The 25,559-nt window shown below is 70.9% G+C and carries 21 protein-coding genes; 13 read left to right on the top strand and 8 right to left on the bottom strand.

Annotated elements, in window-relative coordinates; translation table 11 throughout:
• Window positions 1-54 precede the first annotated feature (54 nt).
• The 4 genes from MW290_RS26495 (at window position 55) to MW290_RS26480 (ending at window position 4,221) form a co-directional block, all read left to right on the top strand.
• Window positions 55-1,491 (top strand): circularly permuted type 2 ATP-grasp protein, encoded by a 1,437-nt coding sequence (locus tag MW290_RS26495; RefSeq protein WP_250197338.1) that lies wholly within the window; start codon window positions 55-57, stop codon window positions 1,489-1,491.
• A 17-nt stretch (window positions 1,492-1,508) separates the two neighbouring features.
• Window positions 1,509-2,468, top strand: coding sequence for an alpha-E domain-containing protein (locus MW290_RS26490; protein ID WP_250197337.1), 960 nt, complete (start codon window positions 1,509-1,511; stop codon window positions 2,466-2,468).
• A 227-nt stretch (window positions 2,469-2,695) separates the two neighbouring features.
• The gene (locus MW290_RS26485) at window positions 2,696-2,968 is read left to right on the top strand and encodes a helix-turn-helix transcriptional regulator (protein WP_250197336.1); all 273 of its coding nucleotides are present in this window, start codon (window positions 2,696-2,698) and stop codon (window positions 2,966-2,968) included.
• Window positions 2,965-4,221 carry a type II toxin-antitoxin system HipA family toxin gene (locus MW290_RS26480; protein ID WP_250197335.1) on the top strand — a complete coding sequence of 419 codons (1,257 nt, stop codon included), beginning with the start codon at window positions 2,965-2,967 and terminating at the stop codon, window positions 4,219-4,221. Before MW290_RS26485 ends, MW290_RS26480 begins: the two co-directional genes overlap by 4 nt.
• A gap of 16 nt (window positions 4,222-4,237) precedes the next feature.
• Here MW290_RS26480 and mltB read toward each other — a convergent pair whose 3' ends face one another.
• From mltB to MW290_RS26460, 4 genes are read right to left on the bottom strand one after another with little or no spacing between them, the layout of a single operon-like run.
• Window positions 4,238-5,437 (bottom strand): lytic murein transglycosylase B, encoded by a 1,200-nt coding sequence (mltB, locus tag MW290_RS26475; protein ID WP_250197334.1) that lies wholly within the window; start codon window positions 5,435-5,437, stop codon window positions 4,238-4,240.
• 7 nt (window positions 5,438-5,444) lie between these two features.
• Window positions 5,445-7,499, bottom strand: coding sequence for a transglutaminase TgpA family protein (locus tag MW290_RS26470; protein ID WP_250197333.1), 2,055 nt, complete (start codon window positions 7,497-7,499; stop codon window positions 5,445-5,447).
• A complete protein-coding gene (locus MW290_RS26465) occupies window positions 7,496-8,464 on the bottom strand; it encodes a DUF58 domain-containing protein (protein WP_250197332.1) in 969 nt (322 codons plus the stop codon). The genes MW290_RS26470 and MW290_RS26465 overlap by 4 nt, the downstream gene beginning before the upstream one ends.
• A gap of 9 nt (window positions 8,465-8,473) precedes the next feature.
• Entirely contained in the window at window positions 8,474-9,400 is a 927-nt protein-coding gene (locus tag MW290_RS26460; RefSeq protein ID WP_250197331.1) for an AAA family ATPase, read from the bottom strand.
• 39 nt (window positions 9,401-9,439) lie between these two features.
• Here MW290_RS26460 and MW290_RS26455 point away from each other — a divergent pair, with 39 nt between their 5' ends.
• Together MW290_RS26455 and MW290_RS26450 are read left to right on the top strand one after the other, a co-directional pair.
• The gene (locus tag MW290_RS26455) at window positions 9,440-10,384 is read left to right on the top strand and encodes a histone deacetylase family protein (protein ID WP_250197330.1); all 945 of its coding nucleotides are present in this window, start codon (window positions 9,440-9,442) and stop codon (window positions 10,382-10,384) included.
• Window positions 10,385-10,389: 5 nt separating this feature from the next.
• A complete protein-coding gene (locus MW290_RS26450) occupies window positions 10,390-11,730 on the top strand; it encodes a mechanosensitive ion channel family protein (RefSeq protein ID WP_250200110.1) in 1,341 nt (446 codons plus the stop codon).
• Between the two features lie 13 nt (window positions 11,731-11,743).
• Here MW290_RS26450 and MW290_RS26445 read toward each other — a convergent pair whose 3' ends face one another.
• From MW290_RS26445 to MW290_RS26430, 4 genes are all read right to left on the bottom strand, one after another.
• A complete protein-coding gene (locus tag MW290_RS26445; protein ID WP_250197329.1) occupies window positions 11,744-12,757 on the bottom strand; it encodes a c-type cytochrome in 1,014 nt (337 codons plus the stop codon).
• The gene (locus MW290_RS26440; RefSeq protein ID WP_250197328.1) at window positions 12,754-13,512 is read right to left on the bottom strand and encodes a hemerythrin domain-containing protein; all 759 of its coding nucleotides are present in this window, start codon (window positions 13,510-13,512) and stop codon (window positions 12,754-12,756) included. Before MW290_RS26440 ends, MW290_RS26445 begins: the two co-directional genes overlap by 4 nt.
• Before the next feature lie 192 nt (window positions 13,513-13,704).
• A complete protein-coding gene (locus tag MW290_RS26435; protein ID WP_250197327.1) occupies window positions 13,705-16,473 on the bottom strand; it encodes a winged helix-turn-helix domain-containing protein in 2,769 nt (922 codons plus the stop codon).
• 278 nt (window positions 16,474-16,751) lie between these two features.
• A complete protein-coding gene (locus tag MW290_RS26430; protein WP_250197326.1) occupies window positions 16,752-18,278 on the bottom strand; it encodes a fumarate hydratase in 1,527 nt (508 codons plus the stop codon).
• Window positions 18,279-18,392: 114 nt separating this feature from the next.
• Here MW290_RS26430 and MW290_RS26425 point away from each other — a divergent pair, with 114 nt between their 5' ends.
• From MW290_RS26425 to MW290_RS26395, 7 genes are all read left to right on the top strand, one after another.
• Entirely contained in the window at window positions 18,393-21,206 is a 2,814-nt protein-coding gene (locus tag MW290_RS26425) for a monovalent cation/H+ antiporter subunit A (protein WP_250197325.1), read from the top strand.
• A gap of 2 nt (window positions 21,207-21,208) precedes the next feature.
• Complete coding sequence (locus tag MW290_RS26420; protein ID WP_375142974.1) at window positions 21,209-21,538, top strand: Na+/H+ antiporter subunit C; 330 nt, start codon at window positions 21,209-21,211, stop codon at window positions 21,536-21,538.
• Window positions 21,535-23,139, top strand: a complete 1,605-nt coding sequence (locus MW290_RS26415; RefSeq protein ID WP_250197323.1) for a monovalent cation/H+ antiporter subunit D — start codon at window positions 21,535-21,537, stop codon at window positions 23,137-23,139. Before MW290_RS26420 ends, MW290_RS26415 begins: the two co-directional genes overlap by 4 nt.
• Window positions 23,136-23,639, top strand: coding sequence for a Na+/H+ antiporter subunit E (locus MW290_RS26410; protein ID WP_250197322.1), 504 nt, complete (start codon window positions 23,136-23,138; stop codon window positions 23,637-23,639). Before MW290_RS26415 ends, MW290_RS26410 begins: the two co-directional genes overlap by 4 nt.
• Window positions 23,636-23,914, top strand: a complete 279-nt coding sequence (locus MW290_RS26405; protein ID WP_250197321.1) for a K+/H+ antiporter subunit F — start codon at window positions 23,636-23,638, stop codon at window positions 23,912-23,914. The genes MW290_RS26410 and MW290_RS26405 overlap by 4 nt, the downstream gene beginning before the upstream one ends.
• 10 nt (window positions 23,915-23,924) lie before the next feature.
• The gene (locus MW290_RS26400) at window positions 23,925-24,272 is read left to right on the top strand and encodes a Na+/H+ antiporter subunit G (protein ID WP_250197320.1); all 348 of its coding nucleotides are present in this window, start codon (window positions 23,925-23,927) and stop codon (window positions 24,270-24,272) included.
• A gap of 135 nt (window positions 24,273-24,407) precedes the next feature.
• Window positions 24,408-25,547: a TRAP transporter substrate-binding protein gene (locus tag MW290_RS26395; protein WP_250197319.1), complete on the top strand. Its 1,140-nt coding sequence runs from the start codon at window positions 24,408-24,410 to the stop codon at window positions 25,545-25,547.
• Window positions 25,548-25,559: the final 12 nt, after the last annotated feature.

Here is a 25,559-nt window from a genome sequence, read left to right as displayed (position 1 = left end):
CGTGGGGTGATTTGGGCCTGGAAGTTGCTAAAGGTCCGGTAAAGAGGAGATCCAATGAAAACGGCCTACGACGAAATGCAGGTCAACGCCAGCGAGGTCCGCGAGCATTACCGCACCTATCAAAACTGGCTGCAGCAGCAACCCAGCGACGTGATGCGCTCACGCCGCGAAGAGGCCGAGGTGATATTCCGTCGCGTCGGCATCACCTTCGCGGTGTACGGCGCCAAGGATGAAGACGGCTCGGGCACCGAGCGCCTGATCCCCTTCGACCTCATCCCGCGGGTGATCCCCAGCGGTGAATGGCGCGAGATGGAAAAGGGCCTGCGCCAGCGCGTCAATGCCCTCAACCGCTTCCTGTACGACGTCTACCACGACCAGGAAATCATCAAGGCCGGCATCGTGCCGCGTGAGCAGGTCGTCAACAACGCGCAGTTCCGGCCCGAGATGATGGGCGTCAACCTGCCGGGCAATGTGTATTCGCACATCTCCGGCATCGACATCGTGCGTGCCGGCAATGCCGACGGCAGCGGCACCTACTACGTGCTGGAAGACAACCTGCGCGTGCCCAGCGGCGTGAGCTACATGCTCGAGAACCGCAAGATGATGATGCGGCTGTTCCCCGAGTTGTTCAGCCAGCATCGTGTGGCGCCGGTGGCCCACTACCCCGACCTGCTGCTGGACACGCTGCGCGCCGTTTCGCCCTCGGGCGTGAACGACCCGGTGGTGGTGGTGCTGTCGCCCGGCATGTACAACAGCGCCTACTTCGAGCACGCCTTCCTGGCCCAGCAGATGGGTGTGGAACTGGTCGAAGGCAAGGACCTCTTCGTCGACGACAACTTCGTGTTCATGCGCACCACGCAGGGCCCGAAGCGGGTGGACGTGGTCTACCGCCGCGTGGACGACGACTTCCTCGACCCCAAGGCCTTCCGCCCCGACTCCACGCTGGGCTGCGCCGGCCTGCTCGATGTCTACCGCAGCGGCAACATCACCTTGTGCAATGCCATCGGCACCGGCGTGGCGGACGACAAGTCCATCTACCCGTACGTGCCCAAGATGATCGAGTTCTACCTCGGTGAAAAGCCCATCCTGCAGAACGTGCCTACCTACCTGGGCCGCGAGTCGGAAGGCCTGAAGTACATGCTCGACCACATGGACCAGCTCGTGGTCAAGGAAGTGCACGGCGCCGGCGGCTACGGCATGCTGATCGGCCCGGCGGCCACCAAGGCCGAGATCGCCGACTTCCGCAAGGTGGTGGAAAGTAACCCCACCAACTACATCGCACAGCCCACGCTGTCGCTGTCCAGCTGCCCCACCTTCGTCGAGTCGGGCATTGCGCCGCGCCACATCGACCTGCGGCCCTTCGTGCTGTCGGGCAAGACGGTGCAGATGGTGCCGGGCGGCCTCACCCGCGTGGCCCTGAAGGAAGGATCCCTGGTCGTCAATTCGTCGCAAGGCGGTGGCACGAAGGACACCTGGGTGCTGGAAGCCTGAGAGACAGGAGAACAACAATGCTTTCGAGAACCGCCGACCACCTCTTCTGGATGGCGCGCTACATGGAGCGTGCCGAGAACACGGCCCGCATGCTGGATGTGAACTACCAGACCTCGCTGCTGCCGCAGTCGGCCGAAGAGGCCGAGCAGGGCTGGCGTGGTCTGCTCAGCATCAGCGAGCTGACCTGGGGCTTCCGCGAGAAGTACAGCGACTTCAGCGCCAAGAACGTCATGGACTTCATGGTGCGCGACGAGTCCAACTTCTCCAGCATCGCCAGCTGCCTGCGCGCAGCCCGCGAGAACGCCCGGGCGGTGCGCGGCGCACTGACCACCGAGGTCTGGGAAACGCAGAACCAGACCTGGCTCGAGTTCAACCGCATGATCAAGAGCACGGACTTCCACCGTGATCCGAGCGCGTTGTTCGAATGGGTCAAGTTCCGCTCGCACCTCAGTCGCGGCGTGACCGTGGGCACCATGCTGCAGGACGAGGCGCTGCACTTCCTGCGCATCGGCACCTTCCTGGAACGGGCCGACAACACCGCGCGGCTGCTGGACGTGAAGTTCCAGTCGCTGGCCGGCGACTTCTTTGGCAGCAATGCCAAGGAAGCGCAGGAGGTCGACTTCTACCACTGGAGCGCGGTGCTGCGTTCGGTCTCGGGCTTCGAGGTCTATCGCAAGGTCTACCGCAACGTGATCCGCCCGGAGAAGGTGGCCGAGCTGCTGATCCTGCGTGAAGACATGCCCCGCTCGCTGGTGGCCTGCCTGAACGAGGTGGTGACCAACCTGCGCCTGGTGGCCAACGACCAGAGCCGCGAAACCCTGCGCCGGGCCGGCCGCATCCGCGCCGACCTGATGTACGGCCGCATCGACGAGATCCTGGCGACCGGCCTGCATGCCTACCTGACGCAGTTCCTCGACCGCGTGGGCGACCTGGGTGTGGGCATCAGCCGGGACTTCCTGGTCCCGGTCGCAGCTTGAAATAGCCCCCAAGCTCGCTGCGCTCGCTACCCCCAGGCCCTTGTGAAAGGGCCCTTCGGGCCCAGGGGCCGCCCCGCTGGCGGACCGGCAAAGCCGGATCCGCGGCGGGTGGCTTGAAGGGCGGCTTTGCTTCGCTCGCCTTTCACCTGTTACCGGTCGGGAATTTTTGCGTGGCGCAGTGTGCGTCGTGGGCCTAGAATTACTGCTCGGTAATTTTGGGGTTCGACATGGGCTCGGAGGCTGAAGAGTTACCGGTCGGTCATTTTGATGCGGGCATTGTGGTTCGGACCTCGGAGCAGCTCGGTGAGGCGGTGAGGGCGCGGCGCAAGGCGCTCGGGCTCACGCAGTTGGACATCGCCGGGATGGGCAATACCGGCAATCGTTTCATCGTCGAGCTGGAGAAGGGCAAGCCCACGCTGCAGCTGCAGAAGGTGCTGTCGATGCTCGACCTGCTGGGGCTGGAAGTGGTCGTGAGGCCCAAGACCGGCGCATCGACATGACGACGCGGCCCAGCGCGCTTTCGGTGTTCTACGGCGACGACTGCGTGGGCACCGTCCACGATCGCGCGCCGCTGACCTTCGCGTACACGGCCGACTGGCTCAGCCGTCCGTCGCCCTGGTCGCTCGCTGCCATCCCGCTTCAGCCGGGCGAACAGTCGGGCGCCGCTGTCCACGCGTTTTTCGAGAACCTGCTGCCTGAAGGTGAGTTGCGCCAGTACCTCGCGCAGCAGCGCCAGGCGTCCAGCCTATTTGCTTTGCTGCTGGCGTTGGCGGGCGACACGGCCGGCGGTTTTGTGCTTGTGCCGGTTGGCGAGCGCCCACCGGTGGCTCGGTATGAAGCCACCAGCTGGGAAGCCCTGGCGCAGCATCTGGCGGTTCAATCGGCGGCCGCCATCGACCTGCAGGGCGCCGACGCGCGCATCTCGCTCGCAGGCGCACAAGACAAAACCAGCATCGCTTTGCTGGCCGACGGGATGCCGCGGCTGCCCAAGGGCGCGTCGCCGTCCACACACATCCTCAAGCCGAACATCCGGCGGCTCGACAAGGTCTGGCACTCGGCGGCCAACGAGACCCTCGTGATGCGCACGGCAGGGTATTGCGGGCTGCCCGTCGCTGAAGTGTTCTACGAGCCGCTGACCCAGGCTTGCATCGTGCGCCGCTTCGACCGGCTGCTGCGCCCTGACGGCAGCCTGGCCCGCCTGGTGCAGTACGACCTGTGCCAACTGGCCGGTCAGCTGTCAGACCGCAAGTACGAGAAGGAGGGCGGCCCCGGCCTGGCCGACTGTGCGGCGCTGGTGCGCCGCTACAGCGGGCAGCCGGCGGTGGACCTGCGCCATCTGGTGCAGTGGGTGTTCTTCAACCTGTACGTGGGCAACAACGACAGCCATGCCAAGAACCTGTCGCTCTACAGCATGCCGGGTCGCGGCGTCAGCCTGACGCCCTTCTACGACCTGATGTGCACACGCCTGTATCCCGGGTTGTCGCAGGACTTCGCGTTCTCCATCGGCGGCGAGTGGCGGCCCGGCGCCATGACCTCGTCGCATGTGGCGCTGCTGGCGCAGTCACTGGGCATGCGGCCACAGTTCGTGGCTCAGCAGGCCGCCGCTGTGGCGCGCCTGTTGCCCGGTGCCGTGGCGCGCGCGCTGGGTGACCTGCAGCCGGTGCTGTCACCTTCGGCGCGCGTGATGGCGCAGCGGCTTTCGCAGTTCGTGTTGGCCAGCACCCGCAAGCTGGCGGCCCGGCTGGTGGCTTGATCCGGGCGCTGGGCGCCTACCGCTGAGCCAGCCGCGCGGCGTTGATCGTGGCACCCAGGTCGATCACCGCCATCGCGTAGTAGCTGGACCAGTTGTAGCGGGTCACGGCGTAGAAGTTGGCGGTGCCGGCCACGTAGCTGGGGGCGGCGTCGCCGTTCTGCAGTTCCACCAGGGCCAGCAGGCCGTCGTGGCGGCGGGCGTCTTCGTTGAGGGCGGCGCCCAGCTCGGTCATCTGCGTGGCGGTGAAGCTGGGCAGGATGTCGGGCGCCAGCAGGGTGGCGCGCTGGGTGGTGTCGCTGGGCACGGCCACGTCGTAGTGGGTGGGCATGCCGCGCTGCCAGCCGTGGTTGGCCAGGTAGTGCGCCACGCTGCCGATGGCGTCCACCGGGCTGTTCAGCAGGTCGATGTGGCCGTCGCCGTCGAAATCCACCGCATGGCGGTTGATGCTGCCGGGCATGAACTGCGGCAGGCCGATGGCACCGGCGTACGAGCCCTTGACCGTCTGCGGGTTGCAGCCGTCGCGGGCGCACCAGGCCAGCAGCTCTTCCAGCTCGCCGCGGAAGAAGGGCGTGCGGTCCTTGCGGCCGGTGGGAAAGTCGAAGGCCAGCGTGGCCAGCGCATCCAGCACGCGGAAGTTGCCGGTCATGCGGCCGTACAGCGTTTCCACGCCGATGATGCCGACGACGATCTGCGCCGGCACGCCGTACTGGGCTTCGGCCCGGGCCAGCGCCGCTTCATGCTGCTGCCAGAAGCGCAGGCCGGCGTTGATGCGGGTGGGCTCGATGAAGCGGGCGCGGTAGGCCATCCAGCTTTTGGCGGTGCCGGCCGGCGGCGGCATGATGAGCCGGGCCACCGAAGGCAGGTAACGCGCCTGGGCCAGCTGCTCGCGCACCCAGGCGGGGTCGAGCTGGCGGCGCTGGGCCAGGTCGTCGGCAAAGGCCATCACATCGTCGCGGCGGCCGTAGGTGACGACGTCGGGCGCGTCGTCGGTGCGCGCCTTGGAGGTCTTCGACGCGTGGGCCTTCGCGGACGCCTTCGCGGCCGGCTTGATGGCCGCATGCGCCGGCGCGGCCTTCTTGGCGGGTGTGTGGCCCGGCGTGGCCGGGTTGGCCTGGGCCAGGGGCGACGCCACCAGCAGCGGCAGGGCCAGGGCAGCGGCTGGCAGCAGCCCGCCCGCGTATCGCCGGGCAAGGGCCGGCCAGGTTCTCAAGGTCATCGGTCCATTATCCCGAGCGGCGTGCGGCGGCCGTGGCGCGCTGGAATCGGCGCTGCCAGCCGCGGTCGGGGCGCTGGCTGGCGCCGGGCGCATAACGCAGGGCATCCAGCGCTTCCAGCTCGGTGGCCACGGCCTGGCCGCGTTCGCCCAACCGCTCACGCACGCGCTGCGCCAGCGTGCGCGGCCCCTCGAAGGACCGGGCCGGCACGCCCAGCGTGGCCAGGCGCGCGCGCAGGTCGGCCTGCAGCCGCTCCCAGGGGTCGCGGCGCTGGCGGTCCCACAGGGCCCAGCCGGCGCCCAGCAGGGCGGCGCCGCTGGCCAGCCCCATCATCAACAGGGCCAGGTCTTCCCAGCGCGGCGTTTCAAAGCCCAGCTGCTTGAGCAGGTCGAACTGCTGGCTGCGCGAGTAGTTCAGCACCCACTGGTTCCAGCGGTTGTTCAGCAGCTCATAGGCGCCGCGCCAGCGCTCCATCAGCGCCGGGCTCATGCCGGCCAGCGCGCCGGCCACCAGGCCCGGCGGCGGCCGCAGCGACTGGCTGCGGTCCACCCGGTCGGGTGCCACGGCGGCGGTGGGGTCCACCCGCACCCAGCCGCGGCCGGGCTGCCAGATCTCGGCCCAGGCGTGGGCGTGGCTCTGGCGCACCACCAGGTAGCCGTCCTGCAGCACGGGGTCGGCGCCCTGGTAGCCGGTGACCACACGCGCCGGCACGTCCAGCGCCCGCATCACCACCACGAATGCGGTGGCGAAGTGCTCGCAAAAGCCCTGCTTGCGGTCGAGCCAGAACTCGTCGATGGCATGGCGGCCCACTTCATCGCCATACAGCCCGGGCGCCAGCGTGTAGCTGAAGCTCGCCGTGCGGATGTGGCGCAGCACCGCGCCGGCCAGCGTGGCGGCGTCGGCCTGGGCGTAGGCGGGCTGGCGGCGCAGCGCGGCGGCCCAGGCCAGCGTGCGCGGGTTGTAGCCGGGGGGCAGCGTGAGGTGGTCCTGCAGGCCCAGCGCCGCCTCGCGCGGGCCATGCTCGAAGCGGGGCCAGGCCTGCGCCGTGAAGCGCAGGCGCTCGGTCACCGGGCGGTCGGTCAGCCACTCCAGGTCGGGCCGCTGCATCAGGCGCCAGCCGTCGATCTGCGGCGCGCCCTCACCGCGGGGCGGCGTGGCTTCCAGCAGCGGCAGCAGCGGCAGGCGCGAGGGCTCCAGCGTCATCTCGTAGCGCACGGGCTGGCCCTCGGTGCGCAGTTCTGCGCGCAGCCAGGCCTGCGGGCCCATGCTGCTGCGTTCGAGCCGGTGCCATTCACGGCCGTCGAAGCGGCTGAGCACCGGGCCGCGCCAGTACAGCTGGGCATTGGGCGGCGGCGGTCCTTCGAAGCGCACGCGGAAGGCCACGCTGTCGTCGTTGGCCACCTCGGCCACGCCGCCCAGCGTGAGCGTGCCCGACAGGCCGGTGCGCCCGCCGGCATCCTGCGGCAGCGCCCACAGCGGCCCCACGCGCGGAAACAGCAGGAACAGCACCACCATCACCGGCATGCCGAACAGCGTGGCGCGGGCGGCCAGGCCGCCGGCCTCGCGCAGCGCCGGCTGGCCCACCGGCATGTGGGCCAGCACCAGCGCGGTGAGCAGCCCCCAGACCGCGATGATCATGGCCGCGGCCACCGGCAGCGTCTGCGAATACAGGAAGTTGGTGAGCACCAGGAAGAAGCCGAGGAAGAAGACCACCAGCGCATCGCGGCGGGCGCGCAGCTCCAGGGTCTTGAGCACCATCAGCATCACCAGCAGGGTGACGCCGGCTTCCTTGCCCAGCAGGGTGCGGTAGCTGTGCAGCGTCAGGCCCACGGCCACGGCCAGCAGCGCGGCCAGCACCCAGCGGCTGGGCAGGGGCGCCGCGCGCAGCGCCAGCACGGCGCGCGCGGTGAGCACCGCGCCCACCATCAGGCCGCACCACAGCGGCAGCCGGCCCAGGTGGGGCAGCAGCGTCCAGCCGATCACCACCAACAGGAACAGCACGTCGCGGGTGTCGCGCGGCAGGCGGCCGGGCAAGGGCCAGCGGGGCAGGCGCAGCGTGGTCATCGGGCCGCCCCGGGGTGCAGGGCCAGCGCGTCCAGCGCCTGCAAGCGGTGGGCATCGCCCTGGCCGGGCGGCAGTTCCAGCCCCGGCAGCCGCAGGCCGTGCAGCACGCCGGCCTGCTCGGCCGCTACCACCCAGGCCGCCAGGCGCGACAGCCGCGCCTCGGTGCCGGGCACGGCGGCCAGCTGCCAGTCCAGCCACAGCTCCTGGGTGGCGGCGCCGGTGTTCTCGCGCGTCACCAGCTCGCCGGTGCGCGCCGCCTTCTTCCACACCACGCGGCGCAGCGCGTCGCCGCGCCGGTAGGCGCGCACGCCGTCGAATTCACCGCCGTCGCGCTGGCGCTGCATCACCGCATCGCCGCCCAGCGGCAAGGGCGCGGGCAGCGGCGCGGGCGGGTTTTCCGGTGCCGGCCAGGCCAGCAGCCGGGCCGCCGGCCGCCACACCGTCCAGGCGCGGAAAAGGCCGAACGGGAAGCGTGTTTCCGCCCGCAGCGCCGGTATGCCGTGCAGGCCGCGCTGCGGTGGCACGAAGCGCAGCACCGCCGTGGCCTGGCCCAGCGCCGGCACGTCGATCCAGACCTGCGCGCCGCGCTGGGCCGGTGCCTCGAAGCCCAGGCCGATGCCGTGGCGCCGGCTGCCGGGGCTTTGCACCACCAGGTCCAGCCGCGCCGGCTCGCCGGCAAAGCTGCTGCCCACCGGGCGCAGCTGCAGCGTCAGGCCGCGCAGCGTGGCATGCGTCATGTGCAGCGAGGCGATGCCCGCGCCCGCCAGCAGGAAGGTGAGCACATAGCCCAGGTTGAGCTGATAGTTGATGGAGGCCAGCAGCATCACCAGCAGCGTGATGCCGAAGGCGAGCCCGGCCGGTGTGGGCACGATGTAGATGTTGCGCTGGGTGAGCACCCAGCGGTCGGTGAGCGGATGGCGCGCCTGCCACCAGGCCTGCCAGCGCGTGCGCAGGGCGGAGAGCATGGCGGCAGGCTAGGGCAGCGGCACCGCCTCGACCATGGCGCGCACCTGCTCCACGCTGCCGCGTCCGGCGCCGGCCACCGGCACCAGGCGGTGGGCGATGGCCTGCGCCAGGATGGCCTGCACATCGTCGGGCGCCACATGGCCGCGGCCGCCGATCAACGCATGCGCCTTGGCCGCGCGCAGCACCGCCAGCGCGGCGCGCGGCGACAGACCTTCGACGAACCATTCGCCCGAGCGGGTGGCGGCGATCAGCGCCTGCAGGTAGTCCAGCAGGGCCTCGGAAGCATGCACCTGCAGCACCGCCTGCTGCACCGCCAGCAGCTGCTCGGGCGTCATCACCGGCTGCAGCCGGGTGATGGCGGCGCGGCGGTCCTCGCCGGCCAGCAAAGCCCGTTCGCTGGCGCGGTCGGGGTAGCCCAGCGTGATGCGCATCAGGAAGCGGTCGAGCTGGCTTTCCGGCAACGGGTAGGTGCCCAACTGGTCGGTCGGGTTCTGGGTGGCGATGACGAAGAAGGGCCGCGGCAGCGGCCGCGTGTGGTTCTCCACCGTCACCTGGTGTTCTTCCATCGCCTCGAGCAGCGCGCTCTGGGTCTTCGGGCCGGCGCGGTTGATCTCGTCGGCCAGCAGCACCTGCGCGAACACCGGGCCGGGATGGAACACGAAGGACTCGGTGGAGCGCTCGAACACGCTGACGCCCACCAGGTCGCTGGGCATCAGGTCGGCGGTGAACTGCACGCGCGAAAAATGCAGCCCCAGCGACACCGCCAGCGTGTGCGCCAGCGTGGTCTTGCCGACGCCGGGCACGTCTTCGATGAGCAGGTGGCCGCCGGCCAGCAGGCAGGCGACGCAGTCCTCGATCTGCGGGCGTTTGCCGACGATGATCGTGCTAATCTGGTCCGTCAGTCTCGAAAGCAGCTGCGTGATGTCAAGGGCCATGCATGCACCTTATCCGAAAACCTCGAGCCCTTTTCCTCGATGACCACCGCCTTTTACAGCCATAAGGATTGCAAGGCGCACGAGATGGGCGCCAGCCATCCGGAGTGTCCGCAGCGCCTGGATGCGATCGCCGACCACCTGCGCGCCACCGGCCTGGACCTGGCGCTGGAGATGCGCGAAGCCCCGGTGGCGCAGCTGTCCGACGTGCAGCTGGCGCACAGCGCCGGCTATGTGCGCGAGATCTCGGACCTGGCCCAGCGCCTGCGCGACAACGGCAGCCGCCAGGCGGTGGACCCGGACACCAGCGCCGGCCCCGGCACCTGGAACGCGATGCTGCGCGCCGCCGGCGCCGCGGTGGCCGCGACCGATGCGGTGATCGACGGCGAGGTGGACAACGCCTTCTGCTCGGTGCGCCCGCCCGGCCATCACGCCACGCGCGGGCAGGCCATGGGCTTTTGCTTCTTCAACAACGTGTGCGTGGCCGCGCGCCATGCGCTGGACGTGCGCGGCTTGAAGCGCGTGGCCATCATCGACTTCGACGTGCACCACGGCAACGGCACCGAGGACATCGTGGCCGGGGACGAGCGCATCCTGATGTGCAGCTTCTTCCAGCACCCGCTGTACCCGAACAGCGGCGCCGTGCCGCTGGGCACCAACATGGTCAACCTGCCGGTGCCGCCCTACACCAAGGGCATGGAAGTGCGTGAGCTGATCGAGGCGATGTGGCTGCCGCGGCTGGAGGAGTTCCGGCCCGAGATGGTCTTCATCTCCGCCGGCTTCGATGCCCACCGCGAGGACGACCTCGGCCAGATGGGCCTGGTGGAAGCCGACTACGCCTGGATCACCTGGAAGATCGCCGACGTGGCCGAGCGCCATGCCAAGGGCCGCATCGTGTCCTGCCTGGAAGGTGGCTACAACCTGTCGGCGCTGGGCCGCAGCGTGGCCGCGCACCTGCGCGTGCTGGCCGGGGTGGACGGCGCTTGAGCCCGGTGCTGACCGGCCAGACGCTGGCCGGCTGGGTGCAAGGTCTGTGGCAACTGGCTTCGCTGGCCGAGCTGGCCCTGCTGGCCGCCTGCGTGGGCCTGGCTGGCGGCACGGCCTGGCTGCTGGGCCGCGACCGCCGGCGCGGCGGCATCTGGTTCGGCCAGCGGGTGGTGGACGGCGTGCTGTTCCCGCTGCTGGCACTGGGCGCGGTGCTGCTGGTGCGCCAGGGGATGCCGGCCGACATGCCGCGGGCGGTGTTCCATCTGGCGGTGCCGGTGCTGATGTCGTTGTGCGCCATCCGCCTGGCGGTGCGGGTGCTGCAGGCGGCCTTTCCGCAATCGCCGCTGGTGCGGCTGGTGGAGCGCTGGCTCTCGTGGCTGGTGTGGCTGTGCCTGGTGCTGTGGCTCACCGGCCTGCTGCCGGTGGTGCTGGCCGAGCTGGAAGCCATCACCTGGACGGTGGGCGGCGGCCAGGTCAGCCTGCGCAGCGTGATCGAAGGGGCGCTCAGCGCCGTGGTGGTGCTGGTGGCGGTGCTGTGGCTGTCGGCCGCCATCGAGGCGCGGCTGCTGGCCGGCGTCAGCGATGCCGGCTTCGTCGGCAACGTGTCGCTGCGCAAGATCGCGGCCAATGCCACGCGGGCGTTGCTGCTGGTGGTGGGGCTGCTGTTCGCGCTGTCGGCCGCGGGCATTCCGCTCACCGCGCTGTCGGTGCTGGGCGGCGCCATCGGCGTGGGCATCGGCCTGGGCCTGCAGAAGCTGGCGGCCAACTACGTCTCGGGCTTCGTGCTGCTGGCCGAAGGCAGCCTGCGCATCGGCGACATGGTGGTGGTGGACGGCTTCGAGGGCCGCATCACCGACATCAGCACCCGCTACACCGTGATCCGCGCGCTCAACGGCCGCGAGTCCATCGTGCCCAACGAGATGATGATCACCCAGCGGGTGGTGAGCATGACGATGAGCGACACCCGCATCAACGGCACGACGGTGGTGCAGGTGGCCTACGACACCGACGTGGATGCGCTGATTCCGCAGCTGGTGGCGGTGGTGGCCGCCATCGACCGGGTGATCACCGACCCGGCGCCGGCGGTGACGCTGACCGACTTCGCGGCCAGCGGGCTGGAGCTGACGATCAGCTTCTGGATCCGCGACCCGCACAACGGCCTGGGCGCGGTGCGCAGCGCCGTCAACCTGGCGGTGCTGCGCACGCTCAATGCGCTGGACGTGGAGATTCCGTACCCGCAGCAGGTGCAGCGGGAGCCGCGCATCAAGGCCGCTGCGGCGCCTGCCGTCAGCCCCGCCGGGCCGCCCCAAGGGGCTGAGCTCCCCCTTGGGGGGACGCGAGCGTAGCGAGCTTGGGGGCCTAGCCCTTTGCCTGCGCCGCCTGCTGCTTGAGGTGCGCCGCAGCCTCGGCCCCCGGCGCCACGCCGCCGGGCGGCAGGCCGCGCAGGTACAGGTGCAGCGCCCGCACGTCGGTCTCGCTCATCTCGCGCAGCGATTCGAAGGGCATCACCTGCACCGGCGTGCCGTCGGGCCGGTGGCCGCTGCGGAACATGGCCAGCAGCGATTCGGCATTGCGGTAGCGCGCCATCGCGCCGGCATCGCCGCCGGTCAGGTCGGCCGCGGCCGGCCAGTCGGGCGGGCCACCGGGCACCTTGCCGCCGGCCAGCCGGGCGCCGTGGCAGCCCAGGCACATGTTGGCCACGTAGGCGCCGTGCTCGGGCGTCACCCCCTCGGGCACCGGCGCGGGCGGCAGCTGCAGGTGGTCGATCTTGGAGGCGGCATCGGGAATCAGCCCGAAGCCGTACAGCACCCGCACCGGCAGCGGCAGCTGCACCACCCGCTGCTCGCCGGCCTGCGGCGGCAGCCGCTGCACATAGGCCACCAGCGACACCAGGTCGTCGTCGGTCAGGCGGGCGTAGTCCTCGCTGGGCATGATGAGCAGCGGCCGGCCGTCGGGCTTGACGCCGTGGCGCAGCGTGCGCAGCCAGTCCAGCATGCGGTAGCCGGCCACCGCGCTGCCTGGGCCGGGGGTGATGTTGGGGCCCACCACTTTCAGGCCGTCCGGCTGGTCGAGGAAGGTGCGGCCGGCGCCGTTGGCGCCATGGCAGTCCACGCAGCCGCGTGAGTTGAACAGGTAGCGGCCACGTTCCACCGCCTGCGCATCGGTGCGCAGCGCCAGCACCGGCTGCTGCGGCACCATGATGCGGCGGTTCATCCGCTCGTCGGCCAGCAACTGGCCGGCCAGCACCGCCAGCCCGCCCAGGGCCGCCAGCGCGGCGAGGGCGGCTGCACCGCGGCGCAGCCAGCGGCCGGCCCGGCGTGGTGCGCCTCCGGCGGGCGCCGGGGCGGCCGGGCGAGGGGTCCAGCTTTTCATGCGCGCACCCCTGCCGCCCGTGCAGGCTGGCCGGCCTGCAGGCCCAGCGCGGTGGTCAGCTGCACCCAGCGGCCCGGGTCCAGCAGCGGGCGCAGCAGGTCCATCACCGCGGCAAAGGCGGCCGGCGGTGCCTTGGCCTGCATGTCGGTCAGCAGCGCGGCCAGCTCCTGCGGCGACAGGGCCGGGCCCATCCAGCGCAGCGTGTCCATCATCTCGGCCGGCGGAATGCTGGCCACCAGGCGGTCGTGCAGGGCATGCAGCTCTTCGTCGTCGTACAGCGCCCACAGCGCGGCGTTGTTGGCCGTCTCCTCGATGTGCATGTGCTGCAGGTTCTCGGCGACGAACAGCGCGAAGTGCCGGTACAGCCGCAGCGCCAGCGTCGGCCGCATCGAAGGCTCGGCCGCCCGCAGCGTGCGCAGCTCGGCCTGCAGCGCGGCGATGCTGCCCTGGTGCTCCAGGTGGTCGTCGGCGGTGCGGCGGGCGCCGGCGGGGCGGCGCGCCTCGATGGCGGTGTGGATGAAGTCGTTCTCGTGCTGCAAGTGGCTGCGCAGCATGTCCAGCAGGTGCTCGGCCTGGGCCAGGGTGCGCAGCAGGTCGGCCGGGTCCTCGGTGTCGAGGGCGCCCAGGCGGGTGAGCGTGTCGGTCATCGCACGGCGCAGGGCCTTGTGGATGGCGGCGTAGAGGTCGGCGCGGCGCGGCGTGGTGGTGGAAGCGTGAGAGGGCGCGGGGGTGCGGGCGGCGTGGATCGTGTGCATGGCGGAACCTGGCTGATGTCGTCGGGGCAGGCCGGCGCTTCGAGGCGCCGGCGGTGGCTGCGGCGAGCGGTTCGCCGCGTGCTGCCGGCATCGGTGTCGGCAGGCTTCGCAGTCTGCGGATCGGCCGGTGCGCGCGCATCGGCCACAGGAGCCATGGCCTGCGCCGCGGCGGGCCACACACCTTTGGGGGTGTCAGCGTGCCAGGTGCTGGCGGTACCAGGCGGCGGCCTGGCCGCGCGAGTCCACGCCCAGCTTGTCCAGCAGGTTGGCCACGTGGCGCTTGACGGTGTGCGGGCTGAGGTCGAAGGCGCGGGCGATCAGCTTGTTGCTGTCGCCATGGGCGATGCGCTCCAGCACCTCGCGCTCACGCGGGCTCAGGCCGTGGTCGCAGGGGGCGTCGGCGTCATCGGCCGGCTCGGCCAGCCGGCGCGCCAGGCCTGCGGGCAGCACGATCTGCGCCGGCTCCTGCGGCTGCAGCGTGGGCAGCAGGCTCAGCCAGGCCCGCAGCTGGGCCACCCGGTGGGGCGGCAGGGCGCCGCGCCAGTCGGCCTGCGCCAGCTGGCGCAGCGGATCGCGGGCCAGCAGCACGCCGCCCGGCTCGGCTTCGGCATCGACACGTTCGAACAGCGGGGTCAGCAGGTCGGCCGCAGCGCTCACGTCGTTCGTGGTGTGCAGCAGCGCCGCCGCCAGGTGCAGCCGGGTTTCGGCGGCCTGCCCCAGCAGGTCGATGGCCAGGTCGGGCGGGGGCGCAGCGCCGGGTGCGTCCGATGGGCTGGCGTAGGTTTGGCGCTGGCCGGTCAAGGCCTCCTGCCAGCAGGCGATGGCTTCAGCCCACCGGCCCTGCAGGCGCGCCAGATGGCCGCGCAGTGGCAGCAGCAGGCGGGCGGCCGCCTGCACCGCCGGGTCACCGGGCCGGGTGGGCAGAGCCTGCAGCGTGCTCAGGCAGGCGGCCAGCAGCGGCAATTCGTCCACCAGTGCTGCGATGCGCGCGGCTTGCAGCTGCACCTGCCAGTGGCCCCAGGCGCTGTAGCCGGCGGGGATCTCGGCCACGCGGGCTCGCGCCAGGGCCAGCGCCTGGTCCCGCCGGCCCTGCACCGCATGCAACACGGCGGCCAGCGCCTGCAGGTGGTGGCGCAGGTTCACCGGGTCGCCCACCCAGGCGGTATCGGCGCAGCCGCGCTGCCAGGCGTCTTCGGCCTCGGCCAGCCGGCCCTGCCACAGCAGCCGCCAGCCCTGCTGCACCATCGCGCTGGCACGCAGCGGCGTGGGCATGTCGCCCGCCACGCGCAGCACGCCGTCGGCATAGCGCTGCAGCGGGCCGGCGGTGCCCGGCAGGCCGTTGAAGCGCGGCAGCGGCACGCATTGGTACCAGCTCTCCACGCGGTCGTCGTGTTCCAGCAGGTCCATCAGCTCGCCCAGCACCGGGCCCACGCGGTGCAGCGCGCCCACCTCCAGCGCATGCCAGGAGCAGGCCACCAGCACCACGATGCGCGCGTCGGGCGCCAGCGCCTCGCGCCGCAGCGCGCCCAGCCGCTGGCCGGCTTCGTGCATGCGGCCGAAGGCGTTGAGCGCCAGCGCCTGGTAGGCCTGCGCGGTCTGGCGGCCGGGCAGGTCGCCGCGGGCTTCGCAGGCCTGCTCGGCCTGGCGCATCGCATCCAGCATCTCGGCGAAGTCCCAGCGCGCCCAGGCGGCCAGGCCGCGCACGCGTTGCAGCTCGGGCGACTGCTGCGCCCAGTCGGCCGGAAACTGCTGCACCAACCGGCTCACGCTGGCCACCGCGCCTTCGGCCAGCTGGGCCGGGCCGTGGGCCATCAGCACCTCGGCGGCTTCGGCATGGCGGCCGGCGCGCAGCAGCAGGCCGATGCGGCGGATGGGGTCTGGCTCGGTGGCGGCGGCGCGCTGCAGCAGGCCGGCCAGCTCCTGCGGGCGGCCCCGCTGCAACCGGTGCTCCAGCGCGTCGCGGAACAGGTCGTGCAGCTTCAGCGTCAGCGTGGGGGGCTCGTCGCTGTCGTCGTCCACCTCCAGCACGCTGACGAAGAGGCCGCGGCGCTCGATGTCCTCCATCAGCGCGGCGGCGGTGCCCGGCGGCAGGCCGGTGACGGCGGCGCAGCGGGCGGCGGTGAGCTCCGGCAGCACCGAGGTCTGCAGCAGGAAGTCGCTCAGCGCCGTCGGCAGCTCTTCCAGCACCTCGGTGGCGAAGAATTCGAACACGTGGCGGTCGATGGTGGCGCGCCGCAGCGCGCCGCCGGGTTCACGGGCGGCGCTCACGGCCAGCCGCAGGCCCACCGCCCAGCCGGCCGTGCGCTGCCACAGCCGGTCGGCCAGGCCAGGGTCCAGCCCGGTGGCGGTGGCCAGCGCGCGCACCTCGTCGCGGCTGAACTGAAGGTCGCCCTGCTTGAATTCGGCCAGCTCGCCGCGCACGCGGTGGCGCGCCAGCGACAGCGGCGGCTCGGTGCGGCTGGAGATCACCAGCGTCCAGCGCGGGCCCAGGTGCTCGAGCAGCTGGTCGATGAAGTCGAACACCGCCGGGTCGTCCACCCGGTGCATGTCGTCCAGCACGATGATGCCGTGCGTCACCTCGCAGGCGTCGAGCGCATTCAGCAGCTCGGCCGCGGCGGCGTGGCGCTGGCGGGGGTCGTCCGAGGCGGCCAGCGCCACCACGGCCTCCGGCGCGATGCGCCAGGGCGGGTCGTAGGGTTCCAGCGCGGCCACCAGGCAGGCCAGCAGCCGGTGCAGGTCGTCGCCTTCGTCGGCCGCCACCCATGCATGGGCGCTGCCGGGCGGCAGGCGGTCGATCTGGCGCGACAGCGTGGCCGTCTTGCCGTAGCCGGCCGCAGCGCACACCAGCACCAGCCGGTGGGTGAGCAGCGCGGGGCCGAGCCGTGCTTCCAGCCCGCGGCGCTCGATCAAGGCCCCCACGCGAGGGCGCGGCGGCTGGATCTTGGTGCGGGGAAAACTCATCTCGGGCCTGAACTGCTGTCCGAAGCCGAGATTGTGGCCCGGCGCCTGCGCGCCCGACAGGGCGGGAAAGCGCGGGAGGAGCGACAGCACTGCCATCCCGGCATGCTGTCAGCCTCATGCGCGCGCGTCGCGCCCGATGCGACGAAACGGCGCTGGCGCGGCGCGAAATGCGGAACCTGCGTCAGACCGCCCCGCGGTCGCCGCCCGGCCGCTCCGAAGGCGGCCGCGCAACCCGCTCGGCGGGTGGCTTCATGTTTTCATGAAGCCGGGTGCCCCATTCAAGCTACTGCGACGGGGATCTTCCCGATCTTGGCCTGCCACTCCTTCGGGCCGGTCTGGTGCACGCTGGTGCCGGTCGAGTCCACGGCCACGGTCACCGGCATGTCCTTGACGTCGAACTCGTAGATGGCTTCCATGCCCAGGTCGGCGAAGCCCACCACCTGGGCGCCCTTGATGGCCTTGGCCACCAGGTAGGCAGCGCCGCCGACGGCCATCAGGTAGGCGCTGTTGTGGCGCTTGATGGAGTCGATGGCCACCGGGCCGCGCTCGGCCTTGCCGACCATCGCGATCAGGCCGGTCTTCTCCAGCATCATGTCGGTGAACTTGTCCATGCGGGTGGCGGTGGTCGGGCCGGCCGGGCCCACCACTTCGTCGCGCACCGGATCGACCGGGCCCACGTAGTAGATGACACGGTTGGTGAAGTCCACCGGCAGCGGCTCACCCTTGGCCAGCATGTCCTGGATGCGCTTGTGCGCGGCGTCGCGGCCGGTCAGCAGCTTGCCGCTCAGCAGCAGCGTGTCGCCCGGCTTCCAGCTGGCCACTTCGGCCGGCGTCAGCGTGTTCAGGTCGACCTGCTTGCTCTTGTTGTAGTCGGGCTGCCACTTCACGTCGGGCCACAGGTCCAGGCTGGGCGGCTCCAGGTAGGCGGGGCCGCTGCCGTCCAGCACGAAGTGCGCATGGCGGGTGGCCGCGCAGTTCGGGATCATCGCGATCGGCTTGCTGGCCGCGTGGGTCGGGAAGGTCTTGATCTTGACGTCCAGCACCGTGGTCAGGCCGCCCAGGCCCTGGGCGCCGATGCCCAGCGCGTTGACCTTCTCGTACAGCTCGATGCGCATCTCCTCCAGCTTGTTGCTGGGGCCGCGCTGCAGCAGCTCGTACATGTCGATGTCTTCCATCAACGCTTCCTTGGCCATCATCACGGCCTTCTCGGCGGTGCCGCCGACGCCGATGCCCAGCATGCCCGGCGGGCACCAGCCGGCGCCCATGGTGGGCACCGTCTTGAGCACCCAGTCGACGATGTCGTCGCTGGGGTTGAGCATGTACATCTTGCTCTTGTTCTCCGAGCCGCCGCCCTTGGCCGCGACGATCACGTCCACCGTGCTGCCGGGCACCACTTCCATGTGCACCACGGCCGGCGTGTTGTCCTTGGTGTTCTTGCGCGCGAAGATGGGGTCGTCCAGCACCGAGGCGCGCAGCACGTTGTCGGGGTTCAGGTAGCCCTGGCGCACACCGGCGTTCACCGCGTCGGCGATGGAGCCGGTGAAGCCTTCCCACTTCACGTCCATGCCGATCTTCAGGAAGACGTTGACGATGCCGGTGTCCTGGCAGATGGGGCGCCGGCCTTCGGCGCACATCTTGGAGTTGGTCAGGATCTGCGCGATCGCGTCCTTGGCGGCCGGGCTCTGCTCGCGCTCGTAGGCGCGGGCCAGGTGGGCGATGTAGTCCGTCGGGTGGTAGTAGCTGATGTACTGCAGCGCGGCGGCTACGCTCTCGATCAGGTCTTGCTGGCGAATCGTCGTGGTCATGATGGCTTGCTGGCGACTGTGTTCGGATGGGGCGGAGGCGATTATCGTTTCCCTGCACGGAACCTCGCCGCAGTGGCGCGCACGAACCCCGTTGTGCCGGAGGACACCTCGAAGATGAATGAACTGCTGGTCTGGGCGGTGGGGCTGCCCTTGCTGCTGGGCGTGCCCCTGGTCGCCTGGGCCGGGCGGGGCGCGCAGCCGGCCCGCCGCCGCGCCGCGGCGCTGCTGGCCGGGGCGCTGACCCTGGCCTGCGGCGTGATGGTGAGCCTGCTGGCGCCTGCCGTGTTCCAGGGCCAGACGCTGCTGTGGCAGCAACCCTGGCTGCCCGAGATCGGCCTCACGCTGGGCCTGCGCCTGGACGGGCTGGCGCTGCTGTTCGTGTGGCTGATCACCGGCATCGGGCTGCTGGTGGTGGTGTACGCCGCCTGGTACCTGCATGCCGACGACCCGGCCGGCAAGTTCTACGCGCAGTACCTGCTGTTCATGGCCGCCATGCTGGGCGTGGTGATGGCCGACAACCTGCTGCTGCTGGTGGTGTTCTGGGAGCTGACCAGCCTCTCGTCCTTCCTGCTGGTGGGCTACTGGGGTCATCGGCCCGAGGCCCGGGCCGGCGCCCGCATGGCGCTGGCCGTCACCGGTGGCGGCGGTCTGGCGCTGCTGGCCGGCGTGCTGTTGCTGGGGCAGATGGCCGGCACCTATGAGCTGTCGCAGATGCTGGACCGCGGCATCCAGGTGCAGGCTCATCCGCTGTACCCGGTAGCGCTGGTGCTGGTGCTGCTGGGCTGCTTCACCAAGAGTGCGCAGCTGCCTTTCCACTTCTGGCTGCCGCAGGCGATGGCCGCGCCCACGCCGGTGTCGGCCTACCTGCACTCGGCCACGATGGTCAAGGCCGGCGTGTTCCTGCTGGCGCGGCTGTACCCCGTGATCGGCGGCACGCCGATGTTCGAGTGGCTGGTGGCCGGCGCCGGCCTGGCCACGCTGGTGTTCGCGGCCTGGGTCGCGATCTTCCAGCACGACCTCAAGGGCCTGCTGGCCTACTCCACCATCAGCCATCTGGGGCTGATCACGTTCCTGATCGGACTGGGTTCACCGCTGTCGGCGGTGGCCGCGGTGTTCCACATCCTCAACCACGCCACTTTCAAGGCGGCCCTCTTCATGACGGCCGGCATCGTCGACCACGAAACCGGCACCCGCGACCTGCGGCGGCTGGGCGGTGTGTGGCGCTGGATGCCCTGGACCGCCTCGCTGGCGATGGTGGCAGCCGCGGCCATGGCGGGCGTGCCGCCGGCCAATGGCTTCTTGTCCAAGGAGATGTTCCTGACCGAGGCGCTGGCCGCCGGCGGCGCCTGGGTGGCGGTGGCGGCGACGCTGGGCAGCGTGTTCTCGGTGGCGTATTCGCTGCGGCTGGTGCATGCGGTGTTCTTCGGGCCTGCCGCCACCGATCTGCCGAATGTCCACGTGCATGAGCCACCCGTGCCGATGAAGGCGCCCGTGGCGCTGCTGGTGCTGCTGTGTCTGGTGGTGGGGCTGATGCCTGCCTGGGTGGCCGGGCCGCTGGTGGGGGTGGCCGCGGCCGCGGTGCTGCATGCGCCGCCGCCCGAGCACCACCTGGCGTTGTGGCATGGCTTCAACCTGCCACTGCTGATGAGCGCCATCGCGCTGGGCGGCGGCGTCGCGCTGTACGGGCTGCTGCAAAGCCGCTTTGGCCTGCCGGGCTACCAGCCGCGGGCCTGGTCGGGCGCAAGGGCCTTCCATGCGGTGATGGACGGGCTGCTGCGCGGTGCCGGCCGCCTCACCACCTTCACTGAAAACGGCTCGCTGCAGCGCTACATGGCCTGGCTGCTGGGCGCGGCCGTGGTGGTGGTGGCCTGGGCGCTCACCGGCCCGGACGGGCAGGGCCTGTCCACCGGCCCGCGGGCGCAGTTGCCCGCCACGCCGCTGGCCTGGGTGCTGTGGGCGCTGCTCATCGCCACCGGCGCCGCGCTGCTGGTGCTGCACCGGCACCGCTTCATCGCGGTGGTGCTGGTGGGCGCGGTGGGGCTGGTCACTGCGGTCACCTTCGAGTCGCTCTCGGCCCCCGACCTGGCGCTGACCCAGCTGGCCGTGGAGGTGGTGTCCACCGTGCTGCTGCTGATGGGCCTGGCCCTGCTGCCGGCCACCACGCCGCGTGAATCGAGCGTGATGCGCCGCACCCGTGATGCCTTGCTGGCCGCGGCCGGCGGCGGCGGCATGGCCTGGCTGGCCTGGCTGGTGCTCACCCGCGACCATGACTCGATCTCATGGTTCTTCGCGGAACAGTCGGTGCCCGGTGGCGGCGGCACCAACGCGGTCAACGTGATCCTGGTGGACTTTCGCGGCTACGACACCTTCGGTGAGATCACGGTGCTGGGCATCGCCGCCGTCGGTGCGCTGGCGCTGCTGGACGGGATGCGCGCACGGCGGCCCCAGGCCGATGCGGCCGGCCGCGCCTGGTCGTTCGCGCAGCCGCCGCTGATGCTGCAGGTGGCGGCGCGGCTGGTGCTGGTGCTGGCGCTGGCCGTCTCGGCCTACATCTTCTGGCGCGGCCACAACCTGCCGGGCGGCGGCTTCGTGGCCGGGTTGGTGACGGCGGCGGCGCTGCTGCTGCAGTACATGGCCCGCGGGCAGGACGAGGCGGAGGCCCGGCTGGGCGGCCATGCCGGGAGCCGCTACACCCGCTGGATTGCCAGCGGGCTGGGCATCGCCGCGCTCACCGGCGTGGGTGCCTTCGTGTTCGGCCAGCCCTTTCTCACCAGCGCCCATGGCCACCCCAGCGTGCCGCTGCTCGGCGAGTTGCCGCTGGCCACGGCGGCGCTGTTCGACCTCGGCGTGTACGCCACCGTGGTGGGCGCCACCACGCTGATGCTCAGCGCGCTGGGCCACGCCTCCAAACAAGGAGCACGCGCATGACGATAGAAGCCTTGATGGCCACCGGCATCGGCTGGGTGACGGCCTGCGGCCTGTACCTGATGCTGCGCGGCCGCAGTTTCCCGGTGGTGCTGGGCCTGACGCTGCTGGGCTACGCGGTCAACGTGTTCATCTTCGCGATGGGCCGCCTGGCCATCGGTGTGCCGCCCATCCTGCGTGAGGGTGTGGCGATCGCCGATCCGCTGCCGCAGGCGCTGGTGCTCACCGCCATCGTCATCGGCTTTGCCACCACCGGCTTCGTCATCGAGATGGCGCTGCGCAGCCGCGATGCCTCGGGCACCGACCATGTGGACGGCCAGGAGCCGCGCCGATGATGACGCTGTGGGACCACCTGCCCGTGCTGCCGGTGCTGCTGCCGCTGGCCACCGCCGTGGCCTTGCTGGCACTGGGCGATGGCGGCGGCGCCGATGCCGGCGCCCATGGCAACCGGGTGCTGCGGCGCGCGCGCTGGCTGTCGCTGTTGTCGGTGCTGGCCGGGCTGGCGGTGGCGGTGGCGCTGCTGCTGCGCGCGGCCGATGGCACGCTCAGCGTCTATCGGCTGGGCGCCTGGCCGGCGCCGTTCGGCATCGCGCTGGTGGTTGACCGGCTGTCGGCCCTGATGCTGGTGCTGGTGCAGGTGATCGCGCTGCCCGCACTTGTCTATGCAAGCGGCGGCTGGGATGCGCACGGCCGCCACTTCCATGCCTTGTTCCAGTTCCAGCTGATGGGGCTGGCCGGGGCCTTCGTCACCGGCGACCTGTTCAACCTGTTCGTGTTCTTCGAGGTGCTGCTGATCGCCTCCTATGTGTTGATGGTGCACGGCCAGGGACGGCAGCGGCTGCGCTTCGGCGTGCCCTACGTGGTGCTCAACCTGGCGGCCTCGGCGCTGTTCCTGGTGGGCATGGCGCTGGTCTATGCCTTCACCGGCACGCTCAACCTGGCCGACCTGGCGCTGCGGGTGCCGCAGGTGCCGGCGCCCGATGCAGCGGTGCTGCAGGCCGGGGCCATGCTGCTGCTGGTGGTGTTCGGCTTCAAGGCGGCGCTGCTGCCGCTGCACCTGTGGCTGCCCAACACCTATGCCGCCACCAGCGCGCCGGTGGCGGCCCTGTTCGCGCTGATGACCAAGGTGGGCGTGTACGCCATCCTGCGGGTGCATGGCGTGGTGTTTGGCAGTGGCGCCGGGCCGTCGGCCGACCTGGTGCAGCCCTGGCTGCTGCCGATGGCGCTGGCCACCGGCGCGCTGGGGGTGCTGGGTGCGCTGGCTGCCGGCACGCTGGCGCGGCTGGTGGGCTGGCTCAACGTGGCCTCGGTGGGCACCATCGTCGCGGCCCTGGGCCTGTTCAGCACGGCGGCCTGGTCGGCGGCGCTGTTCTACCTGGTTCACAGCACGCTGGTGGTGGCCGCGCTGTTCCTGCTGGCCGAGCTGGTGGCGGCGCAGCGCGGCGATGCCGGCGGCGCGCTGCGGCCGGCATCGCCGGTGGCGCAGCCCCTGCTGCTGGGCCTGCTGCTGTTGCTGGGCGGTGCCTCGGTGGCCGGCCTGCCGCCGCTGCCGGGCTTCCTGGGCAAGGTGATGATCCTGCAGGCCGCGCAAGGGCCGGCGGCCTTGTGGGTGTGGGCGGTGGTGCTGGGCGTGGGCTTCTTCACCCTGGTGGGCCTGGCGCGTGCGGGCAGCATCCTGTTCTGGGCGGAGCAGCCGCTGGCGCCCGATGCCGCGGCCTGCGGTGCCGGTGCCAGCCCACGGTTGCTGGCGCCGATGTTCATGCTGGTGGCGGCCACGCTGGCCATGGTGGTGTGGGCTTCGCCCATCAAGCGCTACGTGGACGCGGCCGCCCAGCAGGTGACCGACCGCGCCGCCTATGCGCAGGCGGTGCTGGGCGATGCGCAGGCGCAGACGGTGCGGCCCTTCCGCGCCGGTGAAGCAGGAGGTGGGCGATGAAGCGCCGCTGGTTCGCACATCCGGTGCTGTCGCTGCTCACCGGTGCCGTGTGGCTGCTGCTGCAGGGCAGTGTCACCGCAGCCACGCTGTTGTGGGCGGTGATCCTCGGTCTGGGCCTGCCGTGGCTGGCGGCACCGTTCCTGAACCCTGGCACCCGCCTGCACGCGGGGGGCCGTGCGCTGCACCTGCTGGGCGTGGTGCTGTGGGACATCGTGGTGGCCAACCTGGCCGTGGCCTGGCTGGTACTGAACCCGGCTGCCCGGCCGCAGCCCGCCTGGGTGCGTGTGCCGCTGGACATCCGCCACCCCAACGGCACGGTGCTGCTGGCCGCCATCATCACCACCACGCCGGGCACCGTGTCCTGCGTGATCGAGCCGGCCCGGCCGGGCCGCGAAACGGCGGCCATCCTGGTGCATGCCCTCAACTGCACCGACCCGGCCGCGCTGGTGGCCGAGATCAAGTCGCGCTACGAAGCGCCGCTGCGGGAGATCTTCGAATGACCGACTGGCTGTTGTGGGCGCTGGACGCCGCCCTGGGCCTGGCCTTGCTGGCGATGCTGCTGACCGCGTGGCGCCTGCTGCGCGGCCCCACGCTCACCGACCGCGTGCTGGCGGTGGACACGCTCTACGTCAACACCGTGGCGCTGGTGATCCTGCTGGGCCTGCGCCTGGGCAGCGACCTGCTGTTCGAGGCGGCGCTGCTGATCGCGCTGCTGGGCTTCGTGGGCACCGTCGCCCTGTCGCGCTTCGTCGCCCGCGGCGACGTCATCGAATGAAGGGCACCGCATGAACGCCGCCACCGTCGCCGATCTGCCTGTGCTGCTGCAGGCCGCCATGGCCGCCCTGCTGCTTATAGGGGGCCTGTTCCTGCTGGTGGGCGCCATCGGGCTGCTGCGCTTTCGCGACTTCTTCATGCGGCTGCATGCGCCCACCAAGGCCAGCACGCTGGGCCTGGGCGCGCTGCTGCTGGCCAGCATGCTGTGGCATGCAGGGCAGGGCCAGTGGCTGCTGCGTGAACTGCTGGTCACGCTGTTCATCTTCGTCACCGCGCCGGTGTCGGCGCAGATGATGGCCATGGCCGCCCTGCACCTGCGGCTGGCCAGCACGGCGCCGCACCCTGATCCTGAAGATTGAGCGGAGTTCCCTGCGCCATCGGCTTGCGCGGCGGCACAAACCCTGCCGCGGGTTACACCCAGTTGCTGACCCGATCGGTCAGATTCGATAGTCGGCCTGCTGTCGTCAACACCGATTCGAGCAGGAGACAAGTCCATGGCCCAGAAGTCTGCGGGTTCGGCAAATGGGGCTGCGCCCCGCCGGCGCTTTCTCAAGAACGCTGCTGCCGGTGGAGCGGCGGTCGGCGCCCTGGCGGCACCCGCCGTCAGCCAGGCCCAGACCACCACGCTGCGCTTTCAAAGCACCTGGCCGGCCAAGGACATCTTCCATGAGTTCGCCCAGGACTTCGCCAAGAAGGTGAACGACATGGCCGGCAACCGGCTGAAGATCGAGGTGCTGCCCGCCGGCTCGGTGGTGCCGGCCTTCCAGCTGCTGGACGCGGTGAGCAAGGGCACGCTGGACGGCGGCCACGGCGTCATCGCCTACTGGTACGGCAAGAACTCGGCGCTGGCGCTGTGGGGTTCCGGTCCCGGCTTCGGCATGGACGCCAACATGGTGCTGGCCTGGCACTACTACGGCGGCGGCAAGGCGCTGGTCGAGGAGATCTACAAGAGCCTGAACCTGGACGTGGTCTCGTACCTGTACGGGCCGATGCCCACGCAGCCGCTGGGCTGGTTCAAGAAGCCGGTGGCCAAGGTGGAGGACATGAAGGGCCTGAAGTTCCGCACCGTGGGCCTGGCGGTGGACGTGTTCACCGACATGGGCGCGGCGGTGAACCCGCTGCCGGGCGGCGAGATCGTGCCGGCACTGGACCGCGGGCTGATTGACGCGGCCGAGTTCAACAACGCCAGCAGCGACCGCGTGCTGGGCTTTCCGGACGTGGCCAAGAACTGCATGCTGCAAAGCTTCCACCAGAGCGGCGAGCAGTTCGAGATCCTCTTCAACAAGACCAAGCTGGACGGCCTGCCGGCCGAGCTGAAGGCCGTGATCGACTACGCGGTGCAGGCCTCCAGCGCCGACATGAGCTGGAAGGCCGTGGAGCGCTACAGCAAGGACTACGAGGCGCTGAAGCAGCAGGGCATCAAGTTCTACAAGACGCCCGATGCGGTGCTGCGCGCGCAGCTGGCTTCGTGGGACAAGACGGTCGAGAAGAAGGCCGGCGAGAACCCGATGTTCAAGAAGGTGCTGGATTCGCAACGCGCCTTTGCGCAGCGCGCCGGCCAGTGGCAGAACGACTACTCGGTCGACTTCAAGATGGCCTTCAACCACTACTTCGGCCGCGGCAAAAAAACCTGAGCCGCGCGCCGG

It is taken from the genome of Aquincola tertiaricarbonis (assembly GCF_023573145.1).
Classification (GTDB): Bacteria; Pseudomonadota; Gammaproteobacteria; order Burkholderiales; family Burkholderiaceae_C; genus Aquincola; species Aquincola tertiaricarbonis_B.
The sequence above is the reverse complement of the archived record's forward strand: the minus strand, read 5'-3'. Positions and strand labels throughout refer to the sequence as shown.